This is a genomic window from Flagellimonas olearia, assembly GCF_004150225.1.
In the GTDB taxonomy this organism is placed as follows: Bacteria; Bacteroidota; Bacteroidia; order Flavobacteriales; family Flavobacteriaceae; genus Flagellimonas; species Flagellimonas olearia.
The window spans coordinates 71,107-96,164 of sequence record NZ_ML142909.1; the positions used below are offsets into that span (position 1 = coordinate 71,107).

Genomic DNA, 25,058 nt, shown 5'->3' on the forward strand with positions numbered 1-25,058 from the left:
GATTTATTAATTCTGATAGAAGGTGATGCCCCCATAATCACTGGTAATGTTTATCATGTTACCGGAGTTTTCTTTTCCGTAATATCCCTTGAAATACTTTTCATGTGATTTTTCTATGCTGATGTTCAGCTCAAAATCATCCTTGCCGCTTACGCCGGCATATTCCGTCCTGATCTCAAAATCAAAAGCATACTCGGGATGGTACCCTATTTTTATTCCGGTGTAGTCCGTTCTAATGGTTACATCACCGGCATCAGGGGCCAATCGATCTATTTTTAAGGAACCATAATCCCCGGTTATGGAAACATTGCCATGGATTTCTCCCAATTTTACTCCAATGTAGTCCCCGTTTCCGGTCACGTTTTTGGCATTGTTCACTTCTATGGACCCATAATCGCTGGAATAGTCCAAATCTCCCATTTCTTCTATGACAGCGTTGGTGTAATCGGCCCGAATGCGCAAATTGCCAGCCTTTTGAATCGTGAAGCCTGAGTAATCGGCCACAATTTCACCACTGTTGATATAGTCAAAAGTGGATCGGGAGGTATAGTCGAACTTAAGTTCGTTGTTTCGGCCCCGCAGTTCACCCACATCGATCTTGCCGTAATCACAGTTTATTTTGGCGTGTCCATCTATGCGGTCCAAGAAGATGTTTCCATAGTCATTGCTCAGGTTTACGCTGTTCTTAACAGGTAACTTAATAGTATAGTTTACCTGTACGTTTACGTTTCTTCGCTTTCCCCAGTTCCATCCCCAACTGCTACCGCGGTCCCCAAACAGGGTACGGGCCGATACCATGCTGGAGCTGTTCTCAAAATCCACATCAATTTCATCCAAGCGCTCCTGCACGCGATCTTCGTCATTGCCATTGGTCTTGATGTTGACCTCGATGACCACCCGGTTTTCATTCCATGAGGTAATGTTGAGGTTGCCGTAGCTGTTGTTCACTTTAAAGAGTGCATCGGAGTTTACGTTAAACTCTTTTTTAATGGTCTTTTCCTTGGTGTACTTGCCTTCCATCTCTCCCGTACCTGCACTTAGTGCAAGAGGGATTAGGGCTAAAGCCAAAAGGGTGATTTTATATCGTAATGTTTTCATCATTGAATGATTTTAAGTTTTTGATGTTTTCTATCTGGTTCAATACCTCTTTTAATAAATCTATTCGGGTCTGGAAGTTGGTGATCATGGCGTTCAAGATAATTTTGCTGTCACCCCCATTGACCAAATCCTCTTCCAGGGATTCGTAATCGTTTTTTAGCTTTTGCAACTGAAATAGCGTGTCATCAACCAATTGGGCTGTTTCGGGCGATTTTTCGCTTTCCAATAGCTCTACCTGTTGCTCAATAAGATTGGCAAAGTAAAACTCGGTCTGTGAAACCTCCGGAGCGATCTTGACCACTTGCTCTTTCAAACTGGGTTTTGGCCCCAATGCCTGAAAGGACAGTACGCCAATCAGCGCAATGGATGCTGCAATGGATAACGGTTTCCACCAGTTCACCTTCTTTTTGTTCAGGGAAATTGTGCCCTTGTCTTGGTTCAGTTTCTCTAAAAAGCGTCCTTGGTGCCCGTTTTGGGGCTCCTCAAGGTCAAATTGTCCGTGCAGCCTCTCAAACAGTTGGTCTAAATTATCCTCTTTCATGGCAAAACGTTTTGGTTCAATTTTTTTCGTAAGCTTTCCTTGGCTCGTGATATAGTAGTCCTGCAATTGGCGTAGCTTATATTCATAATCTCACTGATTTCTTCGTAATCGTAACCTTCAATTAAATGTAAGGTCAAAGAAACTCTGTAATTGTCTTTCAAACTTTTCATGGTATCCATCACTTTTTGAGCCTTCAGTTCTGTGTAACCATTGTGGTCTGGAGCAACTTCATCATTATCTTCGACCTTGTACATTATGTCATCCAAGTCCACAGCCTTTGTTTTTTGCTGCTTTTTGTACTGATAAATGCTGTTATTGATCACAATCCGCTTTAACCATGCGCCAAAAGTGACCTCACCTTTAAATGTGTGCAGTTTCGTGAACGCGCTCAAGAACGATTCCTGCATTACATCTTCCGCTTCGGCCGAGTCTTTTACAATTCGGTAAGCCGTGTTGAACATGGCCCTGTAATACCGATTGTAAACCTCCATTTGTGCACTTTGTTGGCCTTTTAGGCACAGCTCCAGCAGTGCGTCAATATGTTCATTTTGGTGGCTCAAAAAATGAATGGTTTGTCTTATAGAGGTATGAATTTATCAATTGTTACACTTTTTTTGGAATTTTTAAATTTTAATGGCACAGGAATTGCCTTTTAACAAATGAAAAAAAGCTGTTTAAGGACTATAAACGTTGATTTTAAAGGAGTTAAAACAGTTTTGTGAAAGAATAAGGACATTGTCATTTTGTTGATTATGACAAAATGACCGAAAAGATGATATGGGAGAGATGAAAATTTCAAATTTTGACAATATAGACTTTCAAGGCTTGGATGAGGATGCGGAATTGATTCCTTTGCTCACCCCAGAGGACGAGGAACAGATGAACCGGGAGAGCCTACCGGAAACCTTGCCGGTGTTGCCGCTTCGGAACACCGTGCTGTTCCCAGGTGTGGTAATCCCCATTACGGCCGGTAGGGATAAATCCATTAGCCTGATCCGCGATGCCAACAATGGTTCCAAGACCATTGGGGTTGTTTCCCAAAAAGATGAGGAAACCGAAAACCCAGGGGTGGACGACATCAATACGTTGGGAACGGTTGCGCGCATATTACGTGTGCTGCAGATGCCCGATGGGAACACCACCGTCATCATTCAAGGAAAAAAGCGCTTTCAGATAGATCAAGTCATTTCTGAAAAACCGTATATGACCGCAACGGTAAAGGAGGCTGAGGAAGTGCGCCCTGAAGAGGGCAATAAGGAATTTGGGGCCATTATCGATTCCATAAAGGAATTGGCCTTTAAGATCATTAAGGACAACCCCAATATTCCCAGCGAGGCCACTTTTGCCATCAAGAACATCCAGAGTAATTCATTCTTGATCAATTTTGTGTCGTCCAACCTTAATTTAACGGTTGCCGAAAAACAACAACTTCTGGAAATCCCGAATTTGCAGGATAGGGCCTTGGCCACCTTGCGCTATATGAACATGGAGCTTCAAAAACTGGAATTGAAGAACGATATCCAGTCCAAGGTTCGTAGCGATATGGACCAACAGCAGCGCGAATATTTCCTTCACCAACAGATGAAGACCATCCAAGAGGAATTGGGTGGCATGTCCTATGAGCAGGAAGTGGAAGAGATGAAGGAGCGGGCCAAGAAGAAAAAATGGAGCAAAAAAGTCAAGGAGCACTTTGAGCGCGAGCTGGGAAAAATGCAGCGCATGAATCCCCAAGTGGCCGAGTATTCCATACAGCGTAATTATCTGGATTTGATATTGGACCTGCCTTGGAACGAGTATTCCAAAGACAAATTTGACCTGAAACGGGCCCAGCAGATTTTGGATCGTGACCATTACGGTCTTGAGGATGTAAAACGCAGGATCATTGAGTATCTGGCGGTTTTGAAACTCAGAAACGATATGAAATCGCCCATCCTTTGTCTGTATGGCCCTCCCGGGGTAGGAAAGACCTCCTTGGGTAAATCCGTGGCTGAGGCGTTGGGCAGGGAATATGTGCGTATGTCCTTGGGTGGACTTCGGGACGAAGCGGAAATCCGTGGTCACCGGAAAACCTATATCGGGGCCATGCCCGGTCGTATCATTCAAAGTTTGAAAAAAGCCGGGACATCCAACCCTGTTTTTATTCTGGATGAGATCGATAAGCTTTCCAACAGTCATCAAGGGGACCCATCCTCTGCCATGTTGGAGGTATTGGACCCAGAGCAGAACGCCGAGTTCCACGATAATTTCTTGGAGATGGGGTATGACCTATCCAAAGTGATGTTCATAGCCACGGCCAACAACCTGGCCACCATTCAGCCTGCGTTGCGCGACCGAATGGAAATCATCAACGTGACAGGCTATACCATTGAAGAAAAAGTGGAAATCGCCAAAAGGCATTTGTTGCCCAAACAATTGAAGGAACATGGACTGTCCACCAACGATTTGAAGATTGGCAAACGCCAGTTGGAGAAAATCGTGGAAGGCTATACCCGCGAATCCGGGGTGCGTGGATTGGAAAAGCAACTGGCCAAAATGGTTCGGTATGCCGCAAAGTCCATCGCTATCGAGGAAGAATACAACGTGAAGGTCACCAGTGAGGATGTGGAAAAAATTCTGGGTCCTGCCCGATTGGAGCGCGATAAATATGAAAACAACGATGTGGCCGGGGTGGTCACAGGATTGGCATGGACCAGTGTTGGGGGCGATATCCTCTTCATAGAATCCATTTTGTCCAAAGGAAAAGGTGCCTTGAACATAACGGGGAATCTGGGCAAGGTGATGAAGGAATCGGCCACCATTGCCATGGAATACATAAAATCCAATGCAGAGGCCTTTGGTATAGACCCCAATGTGTTTGAAAAGTACAATGTGCACATCCACGTTCCTGAAGGGGCAACGCCCAAGGATGGGCCCAGTGCGGGGATTACTATGTTAACATCCTTGGTGTCGCTGTTCACCCAACGCAAGGTGAAGAAAAGCTTGGCCATGACCGGGGAAATTACCCTGAGGGGCAAAGTGTTGCCCGTTGGTGGAATCAAAGAGAAAATCTTGGCGGCAAAACGCGCACGGATTAAGGAAATCATTCTTTGTGCCGATAACCGAAAGGATATTGAGGAAATCAAAGCGGACTATCTCAAGGGGTTGACATTTCATTACGTAACCGATATGAGTGAGGTGATTGACATTGCCATCACCAAGCAAAAGGTGAAAAATGCCAAAACCCTATAATGGAATGACGGATGTCATGATTCGGTAAAACCTTTTCTACCTATTTTTGCGGCATGAAAAAAATCACCATAGCCATTGACGGCTATTCTTCCACGGGAAAAAGTACCATTGCCAAGCGTTTGGCCAAAGCCTTGAACTATATTTATGTGGATACCGGTGCCATGTACCGGGCCGTGGCCTTGTTTGCCCTTGACCATGGATTTGTGGATGGGGAGGACAATATCCCCGAATTGATCGCGCATTTGCCCGAAATGGAGTTGAAGTTTGTGCCCAACCCCGATTCTGGAAAATCCGACATGTACTTGAACGGCCAAAATGTGGAAGAGGAAATCCGGACCATGAGGGTATCCGGACAGGTGAGCAAAGTGGCCGCCATTGGCGAGGTACGTACCAAGTTGGTGGAAATGCAACAACAAATGGGCCAGGACAAGGGCATTGTTATGGATGGCCGTGACATTGGTACCGTGGTGTTCCCGGATGCCGAGCTAAAACTGTTCATGACCGCCTCCCCAGAAATCAGGGCCACCCGACGCTACAAGGAGTTGTTGGACAAAGGGGAGCAGGTGACCTTTGAGGAGGTATTGAAAAACGTACAGGAACGGGACCGCATAGACTCTACCCGGAGCATATCCCCACTACAAAAGGCCAAGGATGCCATTGAGTTTGACAATAGCGATATGGGCTTGGAAGAACAGTTTGAGCGTATTTACGACTTTTCCCAACGTGTGATTGCGAAGCAGGGGTAAGGAAAAGACAGTTTTGGAGTTGCACTTATAGCCGTTGTTGTACGCTGGCTTTTTTTCTTATTAACAAAATCAATTCGCTTAAATTCTTATTCATTTCCTTGTTCATATTCCATTCCAAAGTTTTATTTCCTACCGTGAGTTGGCAAAAAAGCCCGTCAAGAACGATTCCATCTATCTTATTTTTATTCAATTCCTTATTGATTAACTTTTGTAGATCTAAAAATTCCGAATCAGTGAGTTTAATTTTTTTCTCATTTATTGCGAGTCTATCTAAATTAAAGAAACCGTTTTCAAATCCTTCTCTATAAAATTTGGTATTCCAGTTCTTAACTCTCAAAAAGTTGTTGTCTGATGTGGTTAAGCTAACTGAAAATCCGTGAGTCAATAGTTGTCCTATTTCACAGTAAGTGAATCTCAATTTTTCATTTTCGCCTAAATCTAATTCAGTTAGTTCTTTTTTAAGTTCAGTAAATAAAGCTACTGTATCTCTTGATATTCGTTCCATTTTTCAGCTTGCGTACAACGTTCTAAAATAGGATTCGTTTAAAAGTGAATTACATAGACCGATACCGAAACAAGTTCGCCACAGGTAAGTGAAGTTGGGCTTTTTTCATTGAAGATGCCACTGGAAATGGATGGATACCTATTTTGATTTGATAGAATCCGGTTTTCAATTGATGGGAAATCACCGTTTTACCCTACATTAACATTGAACAGATACCCCACCAAAGCGGTAAGACCCATGGCCACGGTTCCCCAGAAGGTGATCCTGAGGATGGCCTTTCCAATGCTGGAGCCCCCTGTTTTGGCGGCCAAGGCCCCCAAAATGATCAGGAAAAAAAGCGCAAAACCATAAAGGGTATATTCCATGCTCTCCAAAGGCAGGAAAAGGGTGACCAGAAAAGGGAGCGATCCCCCTGCGGTAAAGGCGGCGCCCGAAGCCAAGGCAGCCTGCATGGGCTTGGCCTGACTGATTTCATTGATGCCCAGCTCGTCCCGGATATGGGCGCCCAGCGCATCGTGTTCGGTCAGTTCTTTGGCCACTGTTAAGGCGGTCTCCTTTTTTAAACCTCTTTTTTCATAGATTTCGGCAAGTCGTTGCAGCTCAATTTCGGGCATGTCGTCCAGTTCCTGTTGTTCGCGTTCAATGTCGGCTTTTTCCACATCGGTCTGCGAACTAACGGAAACATACTCTCCGGCGGCCATGGACAGGGCGCCGGCCACAAGTCCGGCCAATGAGGCCAAAATAATGGGTTCCCGCAGGTCACTCGCGGCCGCCACTCCAATGGCGATACTCGCGGTGGATAAAATCCCATCGTTGGCACCGAGCACAGCGGCCCGTAACCAATTGCTTCGGTGTATGTAGTGGTTGTCCAAATAATTGTCCAGTCCTCCGGTTTGTTCTGCCATTGTATTAGGTGTTCAAATTGAGTACAGCAATGAAGTTAACCATTTTGGATCACAGAACGACTTTAAAATACGTTTGGGGTGCTTGTATCAAGGCTTTAGCCTTTCCACTAGCATGGAAGAAAAATAGTTGACCCCGGTCCGGATGCATTCCTCATCCACTTGAAAAGTTGGGGAGTGGGGCATGGAGATGATGCCCTTTTCGTAATTGGAACCACCAAGGAAGAAATAGACTCCGGGCACTTCCTCTTGAAAATAGGCGAAATCATCACCATGATAACCGGGAAACACTCCATACAAAGGGATGGCGTTTTGTGCGCCGTAAATGTTGGCAATACTCTTCAAGGCAAGCGGGGCCAGATTTTCATCATTATAAAGAATATCCTTTTCATAGGAATACACCACGGAAAGCAAATCTTTGGCGTATTTGGAGTTCATAATCTCCGCTTTTACATTTTTTAGCAAGGCATCCAGTTGTGGTTGGTCACTGGAATTGATCAAACTGCTTAGGGTAATTTTCCCTTCAGAATCGTTAACCTTGATGTCTTGCAACAAGGTCAAATAGTCCTTAAAGATGGTATTGGGATTGGCCAGGCCAATTTCAGGGTCCAGCGTGTTACGGGGGTCCCAAAACTTGCTATCGGCCCCTACGGTTTGAAAGCTTTGCAGCAAATTTTTGGTATAATCAATAAGTGCCCCTTTGTTTTGGACAGTGCTTTTGTAGTTGATTTCAATGGCATTGAGATAGGCATAGAGCGGTCCCGGTTTGGTAAAAACCGTTCCCTGTGGTGATGGGGTGATGTGGGCGGCGTAGATTTCTTCGGGCTGGATTATTTGGAACAAAGAATCATGAATCATGGCCTTGGCCCCGGCATAGGTTTCTTCCGCAGGTTGAAAGATAAAATAGATCCTCCCTTCCAAATGTTCTTTCTGACTGGCCAGCACATGGGCCATACCCAGTCCAATAGTGGTGTGCACATCATGGCCACAGATATGGCGCACCCCTTTATTTTCTGATGCGAAATCCACAACATCGGGACTGTCCGAAGGCAAGGCATCAATGTCGGCTCTCCAGGCAATGTGCTTTCCTTCCTTGGCGCCTTTTAGGATGCCTACCACCCCATGGCCTCCAATGCCCGTTTTCACCTCCAATCCAAGGGAACGCAAAAAGTCCTGTATTTTTTGGGCAGTCCGTTCTTCCTGTTCGGCTACCTCAGGGTGTAGGTGAAAGTCCCTCCGGAGGTTCACCAAGCCGTCAAAAATTGCATCAGTATGGGTTTGGATGGATTGATGGATGGAAGAAGGCGCTGCGTTTTGGCTATACATACTCCACCCGAACAGAAAAAAAAGTACGGATACTGCGATTTTGGCTGCTTTTGTGGTTAGGGCCATAGTCTCTTGTTTTTCAGTGATGCTGTAAAATTATCCCGACCCCATGTTTTTTACCTGTCACCTATGTGACAAAATCACTTTTTGGCCAAATTACTGCGTATTCTGCTCAATGATTGGCGCTCAATGCCCAAATAGGACGCCAAATGGGAGAGGCTTATCCGGTTTAGGATGTGCTTGTGGGTCTCCAAGAAATTCAAATACCGTTGTTCGGCATTTTCAAACAAGAAACTTTCCACCCGGTCTGTTTCCCGGGTCAGGACCATTTCGGCAATGAGTCTGCCATACATTTCACTGTCTTTGAATTTGCGATAGGCCTCTTGGAGCTTTTCATAGGGCATTTCAACCACAATGGTTGGTTCCAGGCATACCATATAATATTTGGTGGGTCTCTGGTTCAAAAAGGAAGGATAGTCCGTGGCATATCCCTGTTCACTGGTAAAGCTTGTGGTTATGGCATTGCCTTTTTCGTTGATATAATATCGTCGCACAAGCCCTTGACAGATATAGGGAATGGCGGTTTGTACATCCCCGGCCTTGGCCAAGAACTCCTTTTTCTTGTATTTTTTCAGCATCAGGATGGAACGCGTAAATTTTTGGGTCTCCACTTCCATATGTGGAAATTGTTCCATGAACTGATCAAAATAAGGCGTTGTTTCTTCTTTCAAGGTGTTTTTTGAACGATTATAGACAGATGGCCAAAACAAGTTAGACGCATGGAGGGAAGATCGTAAATTTTATGGAAATAGCATGAGGCTTGAAACCTCGGTATGGGTTTGAATTTAGAGTCTAGGCTGTTTGCGGCTTTACCGAAAGGGTGTTTGTGAAGCAAGATTAGGAAGAACAGTTTAGGACGATATTTGGCAAAAAAGTATGGAAAATCTAATTAAAGGTGTAGAGCTAGTTGCTATTTATTTATACTCTAATGCTTTTGTGCTGTTTGAATTCTCGCTGGCATACTTTTTCAGTACAAGGTTTCTTTTAGCGAAGCCTAACTTTAGAAGCCAAATGTTCGCTGTTAGCAAGATTATGGTATGTGGCAATCCAATCCAGTCCCTTAATCTAGGGGATAGCCCTATTTGGTCATAATAAAAGGACCAAAAAAACATCCAAAGCCCTAAAGTCAAAAAACAGATACAAACAAAGGGACTTCGCTTAATTATTTGTTTGTTCAACCCATAAATTAAAGTGCTTAGCAAGATAGGGGTCAGATAAAATTGAGGGTGACCAACTTTATACAGTAAAAGTATATTCAACCAACAAAATAAAATTGACATTGTTCTGTCAAGCTTGAAGATAACATAAGCCAAAAACGACCCAATTGCCCCAGATATAACCAAAATAGTGCTGTAGGAATCTAAGTTTATGCCATTTGCTTTCAAAAATCTAAAAATCGAAAAAATTTTAGAAACCCTTTCCGTACCCAAAACCAAAGGTCGAATAATACCGTTTCCCCATTCCAAATACCCCATAAAATAGATTAGTGTTATGGTTATAATTGAAGAACACAAGAACTTGTAATCTATTTTTAAATTATTGTTGAAAATTAAGAATGGAATAATGAGCAGGGGGACAAACTTAAACCCAACAGCAATAGCAATAATTATTCCAGATAATAAGCTCTTTTTTTCTAGGTAAAGTATAATTCCCAGCAAAACCAGTGACGAAAGAAAGACATCATTAGATCCGTATTTTACACCAAATATTAAGAATAGAGGATTTACTAATAGGAAAAGCTTTAACCAAGTCAAGTTAACCTCTGGGTTTTGGTGTGATATAAAGTTGCATAATTTAGATATGGTAAAGAAATAAAACAGAATCCACAACCCTCTAGGTACAGCAACTAAATCAGTGACATGTAGATAAGCAAAAAGATTATAGATTATACCATAAGCGTTATCTGAGGCTTTTCCCAAATATGGGTTTCCTCCATCCGAAATTATCCTCCATTGTTTAACATAAGCGATATAATCATGATAATTAGTATTGAAAAGTGCTATGGCAAGTATGCTGATACCAAGTAGTAAAAGCAATATTCTAACTTGAAATGTCTTTGTTTCAAACCCCATTCTTTTCTAGTCATTGCAACTCCATTTAATTTGGGGATATAGTCCTTTTATTTTTGGTATATCTGGATGGAGTAATGTTCAGAATGAGTTAAGTAATGGGTTTTTGTCTATGAATAATGATTTAAATTGATGAATACACATTCTGGATTGACGGAGCATGGTTTTCAATTGATAAGCAAAACAGTTATCAATAAAAAAGACGCCCTAGGCGTCTTTTTTTGATTAGTTGTATGTTCTCGACTGCGCTCGAACTGACAATCATTACAAATTCGGGATCACCAACACCTGATCGGGATGGATGATATCCGGATTTTTCAAAATATTGGTGTTCGCATCAAAGATCTTGGTGTACTTCATGGGGTCACCATAATAATGCTTGGCGATCTTGCTCAAGGATTCCCCACTCTTTACCGTATGTCTGTGGTATACAGAATCGTCCTCTACGGTGATATTGGCCTTGAGGTCCGAAGGCTTTTCCCCGCCGATCTCCTTTATTTTGTCCCAAAGGATGTTCTTTTCGTATTGGGTGGCAGCCATTCCCTTTATTTTTAGGACGCCATTTTCCTCGGAAACATCCCCGTCCTTGATGCCCAATTTAAGGCCAAGGTCCAACACGGGCTGATACTTTGCTTTTACACTCATAATGGTATTTTTTAGTTAACAATTAGAGCTTTCAAGATAGCCATTATGAAAATGTTTTGCCATTAAATTTTTGTAATACTTTTTTGGGGATAAACCTTTGGTCGGGATACTTTGTAAATCAAAAGATTAATTGTAATTTTGCACTCCTTTTTGGCGAATATCAGGAGATAAAAGGAATTAGTAAAAAACAAGTATAAATCACTTTCACGGAATCGCCCCGCTCCTGTAAAACGTGGAATACAAATTTAAATCAGCACATGGCTGAAGAAAAAGCAAACGTTGAGGTAGAAGAAACTATCGCAACACAAGAAGTACAAGAAGAAGTTCAGACCCAACAGGACCCTAAGGAGTTCCTTGATAGTTTTGATTGGGACAAGTATGAAGAAGGAATTGAGCGCGTAGACGATACAAAGCTCAAGGAATTTGAAACGCTTGTTGAGGAAAACTTTGTGGATACCGCAGATGAGGAAGTTGTTGAGGGAACCGTGGTCCACATGACCGATCGCGAGGCCATCATCGACATCAATGCGAAGTCTGAAGGGGTAATCTCGTTGAACGAGTTCCGTTACAACCCAGACCTTAAAGTAGGTGACAAGGTTGAGGTCCTTATAGACATCCGTGAGGACAAGACAGGTCAATTGGTACTTTCACACAGAAAGGCCAGGACCATCATGGCTTGGGATCGCGTTAATGCGGCCCACGACAAAGAAGAGATCGTTACCGGTTTCGTGAAATGTCGTACCAAAGGAGGTATGATCGTCGATGTTTTTGGAATTGAGGCGTTCTTGCCTGGTTCACAAATCGATGTGAAGCCTATCCGTGACTACGATCAGTATGTAGGCAAGACCATGGAGTTCAAGGTAGTGAAAATCAACCACGAGTTCAAGAACGTAGTGGTTTCACACAAAGCCTTGATCGAAGCTGATATCGAAGAGCAGAAAAAAGAGATCATCGGTCAATTGGAGAAAGGCCAAGTATTGGAAGGTGTAGTGAAAAACATCACGTCTTACGGGGTATTTATCGACCTTGGTGGCGTAGATGGATTGATCCACATTACCGATCTTTCTTGGAGCCGTATCAACCACCCCAACGAAGTTGTGGAGTTGGATCAGAAATTGAACGTGGTTATCTTGGACTTCGATGATAACAAATCAAGAATCCAATTGGGTCTTAAGCAATTGGAGAAACACCCATGGGATGCCCTTGGTGATGAGATCAAAGTAGGTGACAAAGTAAAAGGTAAAGTTGTTGTGATCGCTGATTACGGTGCCTTTATCGAAGTTGCCGAAGGTGTTGAAGGATTGATCCACGTTTCTGAAATGTCTTGGTCTACGCACTTGCGTTCTGCCCAGGATTTCGTGAACGTTGGTGATGAGGTTGAGGCTGTTGTACTTACCTTGGACCGTGAAGACCGCAAAATGTCTTTGGGTATCAAGCAATTGACTCCAGACCCATGGACCGATATCACTACCAAATATCCTGTTGGTTCCAAGCACAAAGGAATTGTAAGGAACTTTACCAACTTTGGTGTATTTGTTGAAATGGAAGAAGGTATCGATGGTTTGATCTATATCTCCGACCTTTCTTGGACCAAGAAGATCAAGCACCCATCCGAGTTTGTTGCCGTTGGTGATACCTTGGAAGTGGAAGTTTTGGAATTGGACGTGGAAGGACGCAAGTTGAGCTTGGGTCACAAGCAGACCACAGAGAACCCTTGGGACAAATACTCCGAGGAGTTTGCTGAAGGCACCATCCACAAAGCTTCCATCGCAGAGATCGTTGACAAAGGAGCTACCATTGACTTCAATGAGGATATTGTTGGATTTGTTCCATCAAGACACTTGGAGAAAGAAGATGGTAAGAAATTGGTAAAAGGTGAAGAGGCAGAATTCAAGATCATAGAGTTCAATAAAGATTTCAAACGAGTTGTGGCCAGCCACACCGCTATCTTTAGAGAGCAAGAAGAGAAGAATGTAAGAGCTGCCAAGAAAAGGTCTACTTCGTCTGACGAAGCTGCACCAACCCTTGGTGATGCCAATGCTCAATTGCAAGCCTTGAAGGATAAAATGGAAGCTGATTCCAAGAAGAAGTAATCAGATTATCCTGAATATAGCGAAAGCCCTGCTGGAAACAGCGGGGCTTTTTTTATAGTGTTGGCATTTTAAAGAATTGCTTACTTTTGCATACAAATGAGTCGGTCGCAAAGCATATGAGTCAAAAAGTACTGCTTACTTCAAAGGAAATAAATATCATACTGCACCGGCTGGCCTGTCAGCTTTTAGAAAACCATTTGGACTTTACCAATACCGCCTTGATCGGCATTCAGCCGAGAGGCGTCTTTTTAGCCGAACGTCTGGCCAAGATTCTTAAACAGGAATATAAGATCAAGGATATCGCCTTGGGCTTTTTGGATATCACATTTTTTCGGGATGATTTTGGAAGAGGGGAGATTCTTAAGGCCAATTCCACCAAGATGAACTTTCTGGTCGAGGACAAAAAAGTGGTCTTCGTGGACGATGTACTCTATACGGGACGAAGTATTCGGGCCGCGTTAACGGCCATCCAATCCTTTGGCAGGCCCCAAAGCATTGAACTGTTGACATTGATCGACAGGCGTTTTAGCAGACACTTGCCCATACAGCCCAATTATAGGGGACGGCAGGTTGATGCCATCAATGATGAAAAAGTTAAGGTGATGTGGGAGGAAAATGACGGGGAGGACATGGTATATTTAGTAAGCAAATAGATTAAAATGAGTGAACTGAGTGTAAATCACTTGCTGGGGATAAAATATCTGAACAAAAAAGATATAACGCTCATTTTTGAAACGGCGGACCATTTTAAGGAAGTGATCAACCGATCGATCAAGAAAGTTCCCACTTTGCGGGATACCACCATTGCCAATATCTTTTTTGAGAACAGTACCCGTACCCGACTTTCCTTTGAATTGGCTGAAAAGCGACTTTCAGCGGATGTTGTCAATTTTTCTGCGGGCCAATCTTCGGTAAAGAAAGGGGAGACCCTTATTGATACGGTCAACAATATCCTATCCATGAAAGTGGATTTGGTGGTGATGCGTCACCCCAATCCCGGAGCGGGAATTTTTCTGTCCAAACATGTGAAGGCAGCTATAGTGAATGCTGGTGATGGAGCCCACGAACATCCTACCCAAGCCCTTTTGGATTCGTATTCCATTCGTGAAAAATTGGGGGATGTGTCCGGGAAGAACATTGTCATTGTAGGGGATATTTTGCACTCACGTGTGGCCCTTTCCAATATTTTTGCCCTAAAATTGCAAGGGGCCAATGTAAAGGTATGTGGTCCAAAAACCCTGATTCCAAAGCATATAGAATCGCTTGGGGTATCGGTGGAAACCAATTTAAGGAAAGCATTGGAGTGGTGTGATGTGGCCAATATGCTACGTGTACAGCATGAGCGTATGGACATCAGCTATTTCCCCTCCATAAGAGAGTATACCCAACAATTTGGGGTGAATAAACAGCTGTTGGACAGCTTGGACAAAGAAATTGTGATCATGCACCCCGGACCAATCAACAGGGGAGTGGAGATTACAAGTGATGTAGCGGATTCCGATCAGTCCATTATCCTGCACCAAGTGGAAAATGGAGTGGCCATCCGTATGGCAGTATTATATTTATTGGCATCAAAAATTCAGTAAGATGATTTTCGACAAAGAAGGTACGACCACTATCGTTTTTCAAGAGAAGACCTCGCTTTTCACCTTCATGGACAATCTGAACAAAGCGTATCCCAAAATCAAGCATGACAATATCATTGTCAACCTGTTTTCATTCAGTGCTTTGAAGTCGGGTGATGTATTGGAGTTTTTGGAAATATCCAATACACATAAAGGCGCGGGAAAATCCTTTGTGTTGGTCACAAATACAGTCTCATATGATGACGTTCCTGATGAGATCAGTGTGGTGCCCACCGTTCAAGAAGCCAAGGATTTGATTGAAATGGAAGAAATTGAACGCGATTTGGATCTATGAAGTTGACCATTCTAGGATGTTATTCCGCAACTCCAAGAACGTTTACCAATCCAACTTCACAGGTGTTAGAGATCAAGAACCACCTTTTTTTGATTGATTGTGGGGAAGGCACCCAAGTACAACTGAGAAAGTACAAGCTTAAATTCTCCAGGATCAAACACATTTTCATATCACATCTACATGGCGACCATTTTTTTGGATTACCAGGCTTGATTTCAACGTTCAGGCTTTTGGGCAGGGACAGTGAAATGCATATCTACGGTCCCAAAGGAATTAAGCAGGCCGTAACATTATTGCTTAAACTGGGTGATTCATGGACCAATTTCCCACTTATTTTCCATGAATTGGAATCCAAGGATTCAGAACTTTTGTTTGAGGATGAGAAAGTGAGTGTCCGTACCGTACCATTGGAGCATCGTGTGTACACCAACGGGTTTGTGTTCCACGAAAAACCGGCCCCAAGGACCTTGGATGTGGAAGCGGCCAAAAGGCTGGGTGTAGACCGGAGTCAGTTCAACAATATCAAAAATGGGGCAGATGGCGTTTCCAACAATGGGGAAACCATACCCAATGCCAAGCTTACGTCGGACCCACCTAAACCCAAAAGCTACGCGTTTTGCAGCGATACAAGTTATCATGAGCCCATAGTTCCTCTTATTGAGGGGGTTGATGCCCTTTATCACGAGTCCACTTTTTTGGAAACCGAATCCCATCTTTGTGCCAAAACTAAGCATTCCACGGCCAAGCAAGCCGCCCAAATAGCCCAGCAGGCCCATGTGGGAAAATTGATCTTGGGCCATTATTCCACGAGGTATAAATCCTTGGAACTTTTTAGGGAAGAGGCCATGCAGGTGTTTCCCAATGTGGCTTTGGCCGATGATGGCAAAACCTTTGAAATCTAAGGGGAGACCTTAACACAAATAAAACAACTTTTCCAACCGCGATGCTTTGCTGAGATTTGAATTTTGACGAAATTCACAGTATGCAGAAAGATTTGAGCGATTACAGAAAATCCTACGAGAAAAGTGCCTTGTTGGAAACTACCATCAAGGAAAATCCCATGGAACAATTTCAAAAATGGTTCTATGAAGTGGAGGCCACGGATGGATTGGATGAACCCAACGCCATGACCGTTTCTACCATTGGGTTGGATGGTTTTCCCAAGAATAGGGTGGTGCTAATGAAAAAGTACACCCATGAAGGCTTTATTTTTTATACCAATTACGATAGCGAAAAAGGGAGGGCCATAGCGGCCAATCCTTCCCTATGCCTCTCTTTTTTTTGGCCCAATTTGGAGCGACAGGTAATCATAAAGGGTACGGCGGAGAAACTCGCCGAAAACCTTTCGGACGGGTATTTTGAATCCAGGCCGTTGGGCAGCCAATTGGGTGCCGTGGTCTCCAACCAAAGTGAGGTGATCGGGTCACGCGAGGTTTTGGAAAAGGAATTGGAAGCCTTGGAAAGAAAATATGAGGGGAAGGAAATCCCTAGACCATCCAACTGGGGAGGGTTTTTGGTACGACCGGTCTCCATTGAATTTTGGCAGGGGAGGCCTAACCGACTGCACGATAGGATCAGATATACACTCCAGGAAGATTACGACTGGAAGATAGAACGTTTGGCACCATAACTCTAGTGAACATGAAACAGCTGATACTCATGAGACACGGAAAATCCTCTTGGGATTACGAAGTGTCCGATAAGGATAGACCCTTGCTCCAAAGGGGAATCAATGACGCCCATTTGGTGTCCAAAACCTTTGGAAACCATGCGCCTAAAATAGACTTTGCCTATTCCAGCCCAGCAATTAGGGCCTTGCATACCAGTATGATCTGTCTTAGGAACCTTGATTTTGACTTGGATCGGTTTAAGGTGGATAAGGCACTCTATGACTTTTCTGGAGATAGTGTCCAGCGATTTGTGGGCAAACTGGATAATGACCATCAGACCGTTGCGATTTTCGGACATAATTATGCCTTCACTTCGCTTGCAAATACTTGGGGAGATCAGTATATTGAAAACGTTCCCACAGCAGGACTTGTGCACATTATATTCAATGTGGACGATTGGTCCAAGGTTTCCAAGGGAACCACTGAGCGAACAATCTTTCCAAAACACTTAAAATAAAGAATGGTCAAAACAAAGAATGAATATATAAACAGGGAAATTAGTTGGTTACATTTCAACGCCCGCGTACTTCAAGAAAGTGCGGACAAGAAAGTGCCCCTGATTGACCGACTTCGGTTTTTGGGGATTTTCAGTAATAATCTGGATGAGTTTTTCAAGGTGCGGTATGCCACGGTAAAACGTATTGTGGATGCTGGAAAAACAGGAAAAAGTGTGTTGGGTGGAGAGAGGGCCAAGGATCTTTTGGAAGAGATTACCAAGATTGTGATTGCCCAGCAGGCCCGTAGTCTGGAAATTTTCAATGAGATTGAAAAGGAACTCAAGGAAGAAAATATTTTCATCATTGATGAGAATGAAGTAAACGATAGCCAAGCCGAGTTTATCCGCGATTATTTCTTTCACAAGGTCAATCAAGAGTTGATGACCATCATCCTGAACGACCTTACCGAGTTTCCATTGTTGAAGGACACTGCAGCCTATTTGGCCGTAAAGATTGTCATGAAAAATGGTTCAGGGGAACGGAAACACAATCGGTATGCCCTGATCGAGATTCCAAAGGGCATTGACCGTTTTGTGGTGCTACCCAAGGAAGGGGACAAGAATTATATCATCATTCTGGATGACCTGATTCGGTTCTGTTTGGATAGCGTATTTACCATGTTCGAGTTTGAGTCCATCTCGGCCCACATGATCAAGATTACCCGGGATGCCGAATTGGACATTGATAACGATTTGAGCAAGAGCTTCATTGAGAAGATTTCTTCCAGTGTGGAGCATAGAAAAATCAGTGATCCGGTCCGTTTTGTTTATGACAAAAATATCGATAAGGATACCCTTCAGTTCCTCAAGGAAAAGATGGACATTATGGGTACGGATAGTGTGATTCCTGGCGGACGTTACCATAACAGACGTGACTATATGGGCTTTCCCAGCTTGGGAAGATACGATCTCATGTATGACAAGATAGATCCGCTTCCCGTAAAGGGGCTCAGCATGGAAGGGAGTCTTTTGGAAATGATAGCGCACAAGGATTATATGATCTATGCGCCCTACCATACTTTTAGCTATATCACCAAGTTTTTAAGGGAAGCCGCCCTAGACCCCAAGGTAAGGACGATATTGATCACGGTATACCGATTGGCCAATGATAGTCAGATAGCCTCCTCATTAATCAATGCCGTAAAAAATGGAAAGCATGTTACGGTACAGATAGAATTGCAGGCCCGATTTGATGAGCAAGCCAATATTGAGTATGCCAACCAATTACAGGCGGAAGGCATCAACTTGATTTTTGGGGTTCCAGGTCTAAAGGTACATAGTAAGATCTGCATGATAGAGCGGGAAGAAGCCGAAGGCATCAAACGTTATGGTTTTATAAGTACTGGAAACTTTAATGAATCCACAGCAAAGATCTATACGGATTATACCCTTTTTACGGCCCATCAAGGAATCCTGAAGGATATGAGCAAGGTCTTTGGGTTCTTTGAGACCAACTATAAGATTAATAAGTATAGGCACCTGATTGTTTCCCCGCACTACACCAAATCTACCTTTATCAAACTTATTGATAGGGAGATAGCCAATGCCAAAGCGGGTAGGGAGGCCTATATCAAAATAAAGATGAACAGCCTCACTTCGTACAAAATGGTGGACAAACTGTATGAAGCCAGTAGGGCAGGCGTAAAGATCCAGATGGTGGTACGTGGAATCTGTTGCCTTATTCCGGGCGTACCGGGCATGAGTGAGAATATTGAGGCCATTAGTATTGTGGACAAGTTTTTGGAGCATCCAAGATTGTTCATCTTTGGAAACAATGGTGACCCCAAGGTCTATATCTCCTCAGCAGATTGGATGACGCGAAACCTTGATTTTAGGGTTGAGGTGGGATGCCCCATTTATGACCCGGACATCAAACAAGAGCTTTTGGATACTTTTGAGATATCTTGGAAGGATAACCTAAAGGCCCGGGTGTTTTCGGAAAAACAGGACAATGCCTATAGGCAGCGTACCGAAGGTGAGCCGGAGCTTAGATCGCAATTTGAGCTCTACCACTATTATCAGAAGAAGTTGGAATCTTAATACCCCATAAATTTGTTAATACGAAAGTTTGCGGCCATAGACATTGGGTCCAACGCCATACGATTGCTCATCAACAACGTGATTGAGCAGAAAGATAAACCTACCTTGTTCAAAAAGAGTGAGTTGGTGCGCGTTCCCGTTCGTTTGGGGGAAGATTCTTTTTTGCGGGGAGAGATTTCGGATACCAGTCTTAAACGTCTTATTAAAACCATGCAATCCTTTGATCTGTTGATGCAGGTCTATGGCGTGGAAAAATACATGGCTTGTGCCACTTCTGCGCTTCGTGAGGCGAGAAATGGTCAGGAGGTCATTGAACGAGTACAACAAGAATCCAACATCAAAATAGATATTATAGATGGTAAACGCGAAGCGGCCATCATCGCATCCACAGATTTAAAGGACGTGATCAAAACCGACCGACTCTATCTCTATGTGGATGTAGGGGGCGGAAGCACGGAGTTCACCATTTTTGACAAAGGAGCGCCTGTAGTCTCGCGTTCTTTTGAAATAGGCACCGTCCGTATTCTCAACAATTTGGTCAAGGATACCGTTTGGGACGACATTAAGGCGTGGATAGCCTCACACATAGGGCAGGATAGGTTGGTGGAGATCATTGGTTCGGGGGGGAACATCAATAAGCTGCACAAAATGTCGGGGCGGAAGATTGGACAACCCTTGTCCTATATCTGGTTGAATGCCCAGTACCATTTTCTGAACAGCATGGAATATGAAGACCGCATTGCCGAGTTGGGCCTTAACCAAGACCGGGCTGATGTGATCATACCTGCTACTAAAATATTCCTGAATGCGGCCAAATGGAGCAAGGCCAAGAAAATCCATGTGCCCAAAATAGGGTTGGCCGATGGTATGATCAAGACTTTGTACTATCAGTAAGATTATTAGCCATGCATGGTTTCTTTTTTGCCCAAGTCTTTCATAAGACCGGCCTCATAATCCAATAGGTCCTGCCATTTTTGATCTACTACATCCTTATCGCCATACTTTCGGGCAAACGTTAGGAACATGGTATAATGGTTGGCCTCACTGACCATAAGATTGCGGTAGAATTCGGAGAGTTCCTCATCTGCAATTTCTTCGGAAAGTAAACGGAAACGTTCACAACTACGGGCTTCAATCAAAGCCGCATAGAGCAGCTTATGCACCAAATGGGTTTCTTTGCTACCTCCTTTTGGGAAAAACTTCATCAACTCAATTACATACTCGTCCTTACGTTCACGCCCTAGGACCCATCCCCGTTTCAGGATTTTATCATGAACCATGTTAAAGTGGCCCATTTCCTCACGTGCCAAGGCGGTCATTTCCTTGACCAATTCAGATTTTTCCGGAAAGCCTATGATGAGTGAAATGGCGGTACTGGCCGCTTTTTGCTCGCAATAGGCATGATCGGTAAGGATTTCCTCAATGTTCTTTTCAACAATGTTCACCCATCTGGGATCGGTCGGTAGTTTAAGCCCTAGCATAGTGGTACTTTTCAAGATTTAGCTGCAAAGATAATGGAATGGCTAAAAATCTAAGTCGAACTCCTTGCGCAAGAGGTCTATGGCAGGATTCTTTTCCCGTAGTTTCTCATACTTTTCCGCTGGGGTAAAGGCAAATTTTTTGGCCACTTCCTCATTCACGGTAATGTGAAGGGTGATGGAATGGTTGTTCAGCTTTTCCTTGAGGTAGTTGAGCATTAGACTTTGTTCCCGTTCCACCTCTTTTTTCATGGTGCTGTTGGGAAGCTCTATCCAAATGGTATGGTCATTTTTTAACTTGGGCACATCGGTTTGGAGATTACTGGCCAGAATTTTTCGGCCTTTGTCTTCCAATTGATCTACAAAATCGTCCCAATGGGCCTGCATTTCTGCTTCGGTAAACGGCTCTTTGGGGAGCTCTTCGTGGTCAACCTCGGATGTTTTGGTGTTTTCGTGGGCCTTTTTAGCTTTGATACTGGATAATGACAGCCCGGACACTCTTTTTTCCGAAGGCTTTATTTGAATTTTCTTTGCGGGTTGATATTCTTCCTGGGGCTCTTGTGCCAATACCGGTTGGGGTTCAGGTGTTTCGGGAACAGTTTCCGTTACCGAAGTGGTCGCAGTTTTAGGTTTCTCGTTGGTTTTTGGGGGAGCAGCTCCATTGGTTTTGGGCCTTCCAGAAAAAAATGAAGCTGGGATTATAAAATCAGACTTTTTTTTTTCTCCATCATAAGTGATGGAGGCCAATTTCATAAGGGTAAGTTCAACCAACAGACGTTGGTTTTTACTGGATTTGTACTTGAGGTCGCAATCATTGGCCAGATCAATGGCTTTTAAGAGGAAATCCTTGGAGGTTTCGGCAGCCTGCTCCTTATATTGGTTCTTGACATCCTCACCTACCTCCAAAAGGGCTATGGTCTCGGGATGTTGGCATACCATTAAATCCCTGAAATGGGATGCTAGGCCCGTAATAAAATGATGGCCATCAAACCCATAGGACAAAGTATCGTTCAAAAGTATCAGGAGCTCTGGAATCTTGTTTTCCAAGATAAGGTCCGTTGCAGAAAAATAGGTGTCGTAATCCAACACGTTTAAATTTTCCGTCACGGCTTTACGGGTCAATTCCTTGCCCGAAAAACTTACTACCCGGTCAAAAATGGAGAGGGCATCGCGCATGGCGCCATCTGCCTTTTGGGCTATAATGTGAAGGGCACTTTCCTCTGCCTCAATCCCTTGTTGCTCCGCGATGTATTTAAGGTACTCCGTAGCATCCTTTACCGTGATGCGCTTAAAATCAAAAATTTGGCATCGGGATAGAATGGTTGGAATTATTTTGTGCTTTTCCGTGGTGGCCAAGATAAAAATGGCATGCTTTGGAGGCTCTTCCAATGTCTTTAAAAAAGCGTTGAAAGCGGATTGGGAGAGCATGTGCACCTCGTCAATGATATAGACTTTGTATTTGCCTACCTGGGGAGGTATCCGTACTTGGTCGATCAGACTCCGGATATCATCCACGGAATTATTGGAGGCGGCATCCAGCTCAAAGATATTGAAGGCAAAATCCTCATCGTCCCGTTCGGTACCATCCTGATTGATTTTTTTAGCCAATATCCGTGCACAGGTGGTTTTACCCACACCCCTTGGTCCACAGAATAAAAGCGCTTGTGCCAAATGGTTGTTTTCTATGGCATTCAGCAATGTATTGGTAATGGCACCCTGGCCCACCACATCCTTAAAAGTCTGCGGGCGATATTTTCTTGCCGATACAATAAAGGGTTCCAAAATCAATGATACAATTGCGTTCCTACAAATATAAAAATAGCAACCGTCAAAGTGGTACAAGAGGCATCATGTAACCCTTTTTTTATTAACAATTGCGTTACCTTTGTCGCCAGCAGGCCACCTTACCGCTGCAGCTTTGGGCAACCAAGGTTGAAGAGGAAAGTCCGGACACCATAGTGCAGCATAGCGGGTAACGCCCGTCCGTTGAAAGGCGAGGACCAGTGCAACAGAAAGCAAGTACAGTTCGGCTGTAGTGAAATCAGGTAAACTCTATGCGGTGAAACGCCACGTAAACCAATGTTTGAGGGCTGCACGTCCAAATTGGAGGGTAGGCGGTTGGAGCTTTTGGGCAACCAAAAGCCTAGATAAATGGTAAGGCTCGACAGAATCCGGCTTATGGCCTGCTTTTTTATGCTTCAAAAAAACTGAACACGCTTCCGCCGTATTTACGACTTTCCGAAAATTTTGGGTGTTGGGACAAATCGGTTTTATCGGAATGTTCAATGATCAAAAGACCGTCATCCAACAGCAATTCCCTTTCAAATACCAAATCCGCAATTTTTAAAAACTGATTCTGGTCAAAGTTGTAGGGGGGGTCTGCAAATACGATGTTGAACTTTTCCGGGCTTCGTTCCAAAAATTTGAATACATCAGACTTGGCCGTAGTGATGGGAAGGTCCATTTCCTTGGTCATTTTGGAGATAAAATGTACGCAGCCGGCAAAACTGTCCACGGCCATGATTTCCCCCGCATCACGAGAGGCAAATTCAAAGCTGATATTCCCGGTTCCGGAAAATAGGTCCAACACCTTGAGTCCATCAAAATAGAACCGATTGTTTAGGATATTGAAAAGACCTTCCTTGGCCATATCCGTGGTAGGGCGTACAGGAAGTTTTTTGGGTGCCGTGATTCGCTTTCCCTTATATTTTCCAGAGATGATTCGCATTATAGCGTGCTGAGTATGGAAAAATCAATAGTCTCATCTTCCAATTCCTCATAAGGAAAGGGAAGGTTGCCCGGAATAAAGACGGAAACATACTCTATGTACTTACGACAAAGTTCATAGATGGAATCGCCTTCCTCGATGTTCCCAAACAATTTTAGCTGCACTTTTCGAGTATCCAACTGCAACTGTTCCATACTGAATAGGAGGTAGTATAGAAAATCTTCCTTGGTCTGATATTCAAATTGGTTGTAGAAAAGCAGTTTCTTGTTGGAAACCACCATCATTTCCATATCTTTTTCGGATACCTGGATATAACATACAGTTTGGTCCGAAATTCTATTTTGGTTCAGCAATGTACTGATCAGGACCGTTCCGCTATGTTTGAATTCAAATTCACCAAAAAGGTCAAAAATGTAGTTGTTGACATTGGTATAGGGTACATACACATTGACGATATCCTGATTGGGTATTTCATCATGGGCAATGAGGTCATTTGCCATGATCTTGGCATTGAATTTTAAATAGTTGGGGAGTTCCTCGGCGTTGAAAAGGGGCTTGGGCACCAAGCTGAACATGTTGTTTTTATGAATGACCAAAACCTCGGAAAATTCACTTCCAATATTGCTTTTTTGACCCAACATATTCTTAAGTTCCTTTAGCATGAGATATGGCGTGGAAGGAACTTTGAAAGTTATTTTCTCAAAAGCGAGTATTTTATTGGATACTGTGTCCAGCACACAAAAAGAAAGTCCATTCAAGCCGACTTGAATGGACAATTTTCTAAAAATGTTATTTGTCTTTGACTGTGCTATATCAGTTGTTTTTTCTATCATAGATAGGAGGCCAGTTACCATTTGTGCTTACATCGGTAAGTGAGCCTACTTTAATTTCGGTTCCATTGACTTCCTCTACACTTTGATGTGCATTTTCCCTATCCAACAAATCTTTGGGTTGGTCATATAGAACAACGTTCTTCTTTACCTTGGCTTCAAAAACAGGAACTTTGTACCCGCTTTTATCAATGATGTTAGCCTTCATTTCAAATTGCTCACCATTCTGGGCATATGGCACATTCATCATGGTCTTGTAACGGCTATCGGCACCAAACAAGGAATCCTTTACTTTTACCTGTCCTAGGGTATCAATGATGACGGTGTCTTGTTGAAGTTCAATTTGGTACACTTTGTCGTATCTCATGAAAGAGGAATCTTTTTGAGAAGTGATAGTGTAGTTTCCAGTATCGATAAACTGTATTAGGCTATTGAAATTGCCGGCATACCTTCCATTTACGGTTTTATAGGCTTCTTGTGAATCCCTAATGTCTTTAAGTTTGGCAATTACTTGTGAAAATCTTTCTTTTCTTACTTTGTTAAATTCTATGGGGGCATTAATGGATTGGTAAATTTTATATCCGAGGAAAATGCTCAAAAGACCAAAGGCAATTACAAGTACAGGCTTTATTTTTTGAGGTAAAAATCTGTCAATCAGGAATACAAGCCCTATGGTCAAAAGG

25 protein-coding genes and 1 other RNA gene are annotated in these 25,058 nt (G+C 43.4%); 12 read left to right on the top strand and 14 right to left on the bottom strand.

Annotated features, from left to right (window positions below):
- Positions 1 to 6: 6 nt before the first annotated feature.
- The 3 genes from DN53_RS09255 to DN53_RS09265 are packed head-to-tail and all read right to left on the bottom strand — an operon-like array spanning position 7 to position 2,199.
- A complete protein-coding gene (locus tag DN53_RS09255; protein ID WP_129654122.1) occupies positions 7 to 1,098 on the bottom strand; it encodes a DUF4097 family beta strand repeat-containing protein in 1,092 nt (363 codons plus the stop codon).
- Positions 1,079 to 1,639: a hypothetical protein gene (locus DN53_RS09260; RefSeq protein ID WP_129654123.1), complete on the bottom strand. Its 561-nt coding sequence runs from the start codon at positions 1,637 to 1,639 to the stop codon at positions 1,079 to 1,081. The genes DN53_RS09255 and DN53_RS09260 overlap by 20 nt, the downstream gene beginning before the upstream one ends.
- Positions 1,636 to 2,199, bottom strand: a complete 564-nt coding sequence (locus DN53_RS09265; protein ID WP_129654124.1) for an RNA polymerase sigma factor — start codon at positions 2,197 to 2,199, stop codon at positions 1,636 to 1,638. Before DN53_RS09265 ends, DN53_RS09260 begins: the two co-directional genes overlap by 4 nt.
- Positions 2,200 to 2,416: 217 nt before the next feature.
- Here DN53_RS09265 and lon point away from each other — a divergent pair, with 217 nt between their 5' ends.
- Both lon and cmk read left to right on the top strand, forming a co-directional pair.
- Entirely contained in the window at positions 2,417 to 4,867 is a 2,451-nt protein-coding gene (gene lon, locus DN53_RS09270; protein WP_129654125.1) for an endopeptidase La, read from the top strand.
- A 53-nt stretch (positions 4,868 to 4,920) separates the two neighbouring features.
- Positions 4,921 to 5,613 (top strand): (d)CMP kinase, encoded by a 693-nt coding sequence (gene cmk, locus DN53_RS09275; protein ID WP_129654126.1) that lies wholly within the window; start codon positions 4,921 to 4,923, stop codon positions 5,611 to 5,613.
- A 25-nt stretch (positions 5,614 to 5,638) separates the two neighbouring features.
- Here the strand turns inward: cmk and DN53_RS09280 are convergent, their stop codons facing one another.
- From DN53_RS09280 to DN53_RS09305, 6 genes are all read right to left on the bottom strand, one after another.
- A complete protein-coding gene (locus DN53_RS09280) occupies positions 5,639 to 6,118 on the bottom strand; it encodes a hypothetical protein (RefSeq protein WP_129654127.1) in 480 nt (159 codons plus the stop codon).
- Between the two features lie 188 nt (positions 6,119 to 6,306).
- Entirely contained in the window at positions 6,307 to 7,023 is a 717-nt protein-coding gene (locus tag DN53_RS09285) for a VIT1/CCC1 transporter family protein (protein WP_129654128.1), read from the bottom strand.
- Positions 7,024 to 7,110: 87 nt separating this feature from the next.
- Positions 7,111 to 8,412: a M20 metallopeptidase family protein gene (locus tag DN53_RS09290; RefSeq protein ID WP_129654129.1), complete on the bottom strand. Its 1,302-nt coding sequence runs from the start codon at positions 8,410 to 8,412 to the stop codon at positions 7,111 to 7,113.
- Positions 8,413 to 8,486: 74 nt separating this feature from the next.
- The gene (locus DN53_RS09295; RefSeq protein ID WP_242502109.1) at positions 8,487 to 9,077 is read right to left on the bottom strand and encodes a Crp/Fnr family transcriptional regulator; all 591 of its coding nucleotides are present in this window, start codon (positions 9,075 to 9,077) and stop codon (positions 8,487 to 8,489) included.
- 243 nt (positions 9,078 to 9,320) lie between these two features.
- Complete coding sequence (locus tag DN53_RS09300; protein ID WP_129654130.1) at positions 9,321 to 10,478, bottom strand: glycosyltransferase family 87 protein; 1,158 nt, start codon at positions 10,476 to 10,478, stop codon at positions 9,321 to 9,323.
- A 261-nt stretch (positions 10,479 to 10,739) separates the two neighbouring features.
- On the bottom strand, positions 10,740 to 11,120 hold the full coding sequence (locus DN53_RS09305) for a LysM peptidoglycan-binding domain-containing protein (protein WP_129654131.1): 381 nt from the start codon (positions 11,118 to 11,120) through the stop codon (positions 10,740 to 10,742).
- Positions 11,121 to 11,377: 257 nt separating this feature from the next.
- Between DN53_RS09305 and rpsA the strand changes: the two genes are divergently transcribed.
- From rpsA to DN53_RS09350, 9 genes are all read left to right on the top strand, one after another.
- Positions 11,378 to 13,213 carry a 30S ribosomal protein S1 gene (rpsA, locus tag DN53_RS09310; protein WP_129654132.1) on the top strand — a complete coding sequence of 612 codons (1,836 nt, stop codon included), beginning with the start codon at positions 11,378 to 11,380 and terminating at the stop codon, positions 13,211 to 13,213.
- A gap of 116 nt (positions 13,214 to 13,329) precedes the next feature.
- A complete protein-coding gene (pyrR, locus tag DN53_RS09315; protein WP_129654133.1) occupies positions 13,330 to 13,866 on the top strand; it encodes a bifunctional pyr operon transcriptional regulator/uracil phosphoribosyltransferase PyrR in 537 nt (178 codons plus the stop codon).
- A gap of 6 nt (positions 13,867 to 13,872) precedes the next feature.
- Positions 13,873 to 14,799: an aspartate carbamoyltransferase catalytic subunit gene (locus DN53_RS09320; RefSeq protein WP_129654134.1), complete on the top strand. Its 927-nt coding sequence runs from the start codon at positions 13,873 to 13,875 to the stop codon at positions 14,797 to 14,799.
- A 1-nt stretch (position 14,800) separates the two neighbouring features.
- The gene (locus DN53_RS09325; protein ID WP_129654135.1) at positions 14,801 to 15,133 is read left to right on the top strand and encodes a ribonuclease Z; all 333 of its coding nucleotides are present in this window, start codon (positions 14,801 to 14,803) and stop codon (positions 15,131 to 15,133) included.
- Entirely contained in the window at positions 15,130 to 16,035 is a 906-nt protein-coding gene (locus DN53_RS09330) for a ribonuclease Z (RefSeq protein ID WP_129654136.1), read from the top strand. The genes DN53_RS09325 and DN53_RS09330 overlap by 4 nt, the downstream gene beginning before the upstream one ends.
- A gap of 80 nt (positions 16,036 to 16,115) precedes the next feature.
- Positions 16,116 to 16,763, top strand: a complete 648-nt coding sequence (pdxH, locus tag DN53_RS09335; RefSeq protein WP_129654137.1) for a pyridoxamine 5'-phosphate oxidase — start codon at positions 16,116 to 16,118, stop codon at positions 16,761 to 16,763.
- An 11-nt stretch (positions 16,764 to 16,774) separates the two neighbouring features.
- Entirely contained in the window at positions 16,775 to 17,260 is a 486-nt protein-coding gene (locus DN53_RS09340; protein WP_129654138.1) for a SixA phosphatase family protein, read from the top strand.
- 3 nt (positions 17,261 to 17,263) lie between these two features.
- The gene (gene ppk1, locus DN53_RS09345; protein WP_129654139.1) at positions 17,264 to 19,339 is read left to right on the top strand and encodes a polyphosphate kinase 1; all 2,076 of its coding nucleotides are present in this window, start codon (positions 17,264 to 17,266) and stop codon (positions 19,337 to 19,339) included.
- 12 nt (positions 19,340 to 19,351) lie between these two features.
- Complete coding sequence (locus DN53_RS09350; RefSeq protein ID WP_129654140.1) at positions 19,352 to 20,233, top strand: Ppx/GppA phosphatase family protein; 882 nt, start codon at positions 19,352 to 19,354, stop codon at positions 20,231 to 20,233.
- A 5-nt stretch (positions 20,234 to 20,238) separates the two neighbouring features.
- Here DN53_RS09350 and DN53_RS09355 read toward each other — a convergent pair whose 3' ends face one another.
- Together DN53_RS09355 and DN53_RS09360 are read right to left on the bottom strand one after the other, a co-directional pair.
- Entirely contained in the window at positions 20,239 to 20,820 is a 582-nt protein-coding gene (locus DN53_RS09355) for a MiaE family protein (protein WP_129654240.1), read from the bottom strand.
- A 42-nt stretch (positions 20,821 to 20,862) separates the two neighbouring features.
- Positions 20,863 to 22,599 carry a DNA polymerase III subunit gamma/tau gene (locus DN53_RS09360; protein WP_129654141.1) on the bottom strand — a complete coding sequence of 579 codons (1,737 nt, stop codon included), beginning with the start codon at positions 22,597 to 22,599 and terminating at the stop codon, positions 20,863 to 20,865.
- A gap of 109 nt (positions 22,600 to 22,708) precedes the next feature.
- On the opposite strand from DN53_RS09360, the gene rnpB reads away from it, so the two are divergent.
- Positions 22,709 to 23,011: RNase P RNA component class A (rnpB, locus tag DN53_RS09365), an RNA gene on the top strand.
- Here the strand turns inward: rnpB and DN53_RS09370 are convergent.
- From DN53_RS09370 to DN53_RS09380, 3 genes are read right to left on the bottom strand one after another with little or no spacing between them, the layout of a single operon-like run.
- Entirely contained in the window at positions 23,009 to 23,545 is a 537-nt protein-coding gene (locus DN53_RS09370; RefSeq protein WP_129654142.1) for an RsmD family RNA methyltransferase, read from the bottom strand. The two genes, rnpB and DN53_RS09370, sit on opposite strands and share 3 nt — an antisense overlap.
- Positions 23,545 to 24,399 (bottom strand): DUF3822 family protein, encoded by an 855-nt coding sequence (locus tag DN53_RS09375; RefSeq protein ID WP_129654143.1) that lies wholly within the window; start codon positions 24,397 to 24,399, stop codon positions 23,545 to 23,547. The genes DN53_RS09370 and DN53_RS09375 overlap by 1 nt, the downstream gene beginning before the upstream one ends.
- Complete coding sequence (locus tag DN53_RS09380) at positions 24,359 to 25,006, bottom strand: hypothetical protein (protein ID WP_165357374.1); 648 nt, start codon at positions 25,004 to 25,006, stop codon at positions 24,359 to 24,361. Before DN53_RS09380 ends, DN53_RS09375 begins: the two co-directional genes overlap by 41 nt.
- Positions 25,007 to 25,058: the final 52 nt, after the last annotated feature.

Bases quoted from the DNA above. Each gene is read 5' to 3' on its own strand.
- DN53_RS09260 (WP_129654123.1), bottom strand. From the start codon at position 1,639: ATGAAAGAGGATAATTTAGACCAACTGTTTGAGAGGCTGCACGGACAA.
- DN53_RS09290 (WP_129654129.1), bottom strand. From the start codon at position 8,412: ATGGCCCTAACCACAAAAGCAGCCAAAATCGCAGTATCCGTACTTTTT.
- DN53_RS09320 (WP_129654134.1), top strand. From the start codon at position 13,873: ATGAGTGAACTGAGTGTAAATCACTTGCTGGGGATAAAATATCTGAAC.
- DN53_RS09285 (WP_129654128.1), bottom strand. From the start codon at position 7,023: ATGGCAGAACAAACCGGAGGACTGGACAATTATTTGGACAACCACTAC.
- DN53_RS09330 (WP_129654136.1), top strand. From the start codon at position 15,130: ATGAAGTTGACCATTCTAGGATGTTATTCCGCAACTCCAAGAACGTTT.
- DN53_RS09370 (WP_129654142.1), bottom strand. From the start codon at position 23,545: ATGCGAATCATCTCTGGAAAATATAAGGGAAAGCGAATCACGGCACCC.
- pyrR (WP_129654133.1), top strand. From the start codon at position 13,330: ATGAGTCAAAAAGTACTGCTTACTTCAAAGGAAATAAATATCATACTG.
- ppk1 (WP_129654139.1), top strand. From the start codon at position 17,264: ATGGTCAAAACAAAGAATGAATATATAAACAGGGAAATTAGTTGGTTA.
- DN53_RS09255 (WP_129654122.1), bottom strand. From the start codon at position 1,098: ATGAAAACATTACGATATAAAATCACCCTTTTGGCTTTAGCCCTAATC.
- cmk (WP_129654126.1), top strand. From the start codon at position 4,921: ATGAAAAAAATCACCATAGCCATTGACGGCTATTCTTCCACGGGAAAA.
- DN53_RS09280 (WP_129654127.1), bottom strand. From the start codon at position 6,118: ATGGAACGAATATCAAGAGATACAGTAGCTTTATTTACTGAACTTAAA.
- pdxH (WP_129654137.1), top strand. From the start codon at position 16,116: ATGCAGAAAGATTTGAGCGATTACAGAAAATCCTACGAGAAAAGTGCC.
- DN53_RS09300 (WP_129654130.1), bottom strand. From the start codon at position 10,478: ATGGGGTTTGAAACAAAGACATTTCAAGTTAGAATATTGCTTTTACTA.
- DN53_RS09305 (WP_129654131.1), bottom strand. From the start codon at position 11,120: ATGAGTGTAAAAGCAAAGTATCAGCCCGTGTTGGACCTTGGCCTTAAA.
- DN53_RS09355 (WP_129654240.1), bottom strand. From the start codon at position 20,820: ATGCTAGGGCTTAAACTACCGACCGATCCCAGATGGGTGAACATTGTT.
- rpsA (WP_129654132.1), top strand. From the start codon at position 11,378: ATGGCTGAAGAAAAAGCAAACGTTGAGGTAGAAGAAACTATCGCAACA.
- lon (WP_129654125.1), top strand. From the start codon at position 2,417: ATGGGAGAGATGAAAATTTCAAATTTTGACAATATAGACTTTCAAGGC.
- DN53_RS09325 (WP_129654135.1), top strand. From the start codon at position 14,801: ATGATTTTCGACAAAGAAGGTACGACCACTATCGTTTTTCAAGAGAAG.
- DN53_RS09340 (WP_129654138.1), top strand. From the start codon at position 16,775: ATGAAACAGCTGATACTCATGAGACACGGAAAATCCTCTTGGGATTAC.
- DN53_RS09375 (WP_129654143.1), bottom strand. From the start codon at position 24,399: ATGGTAACTGGCCTCCTATCTATGATAGAAAAAACAACTGATATAGCA.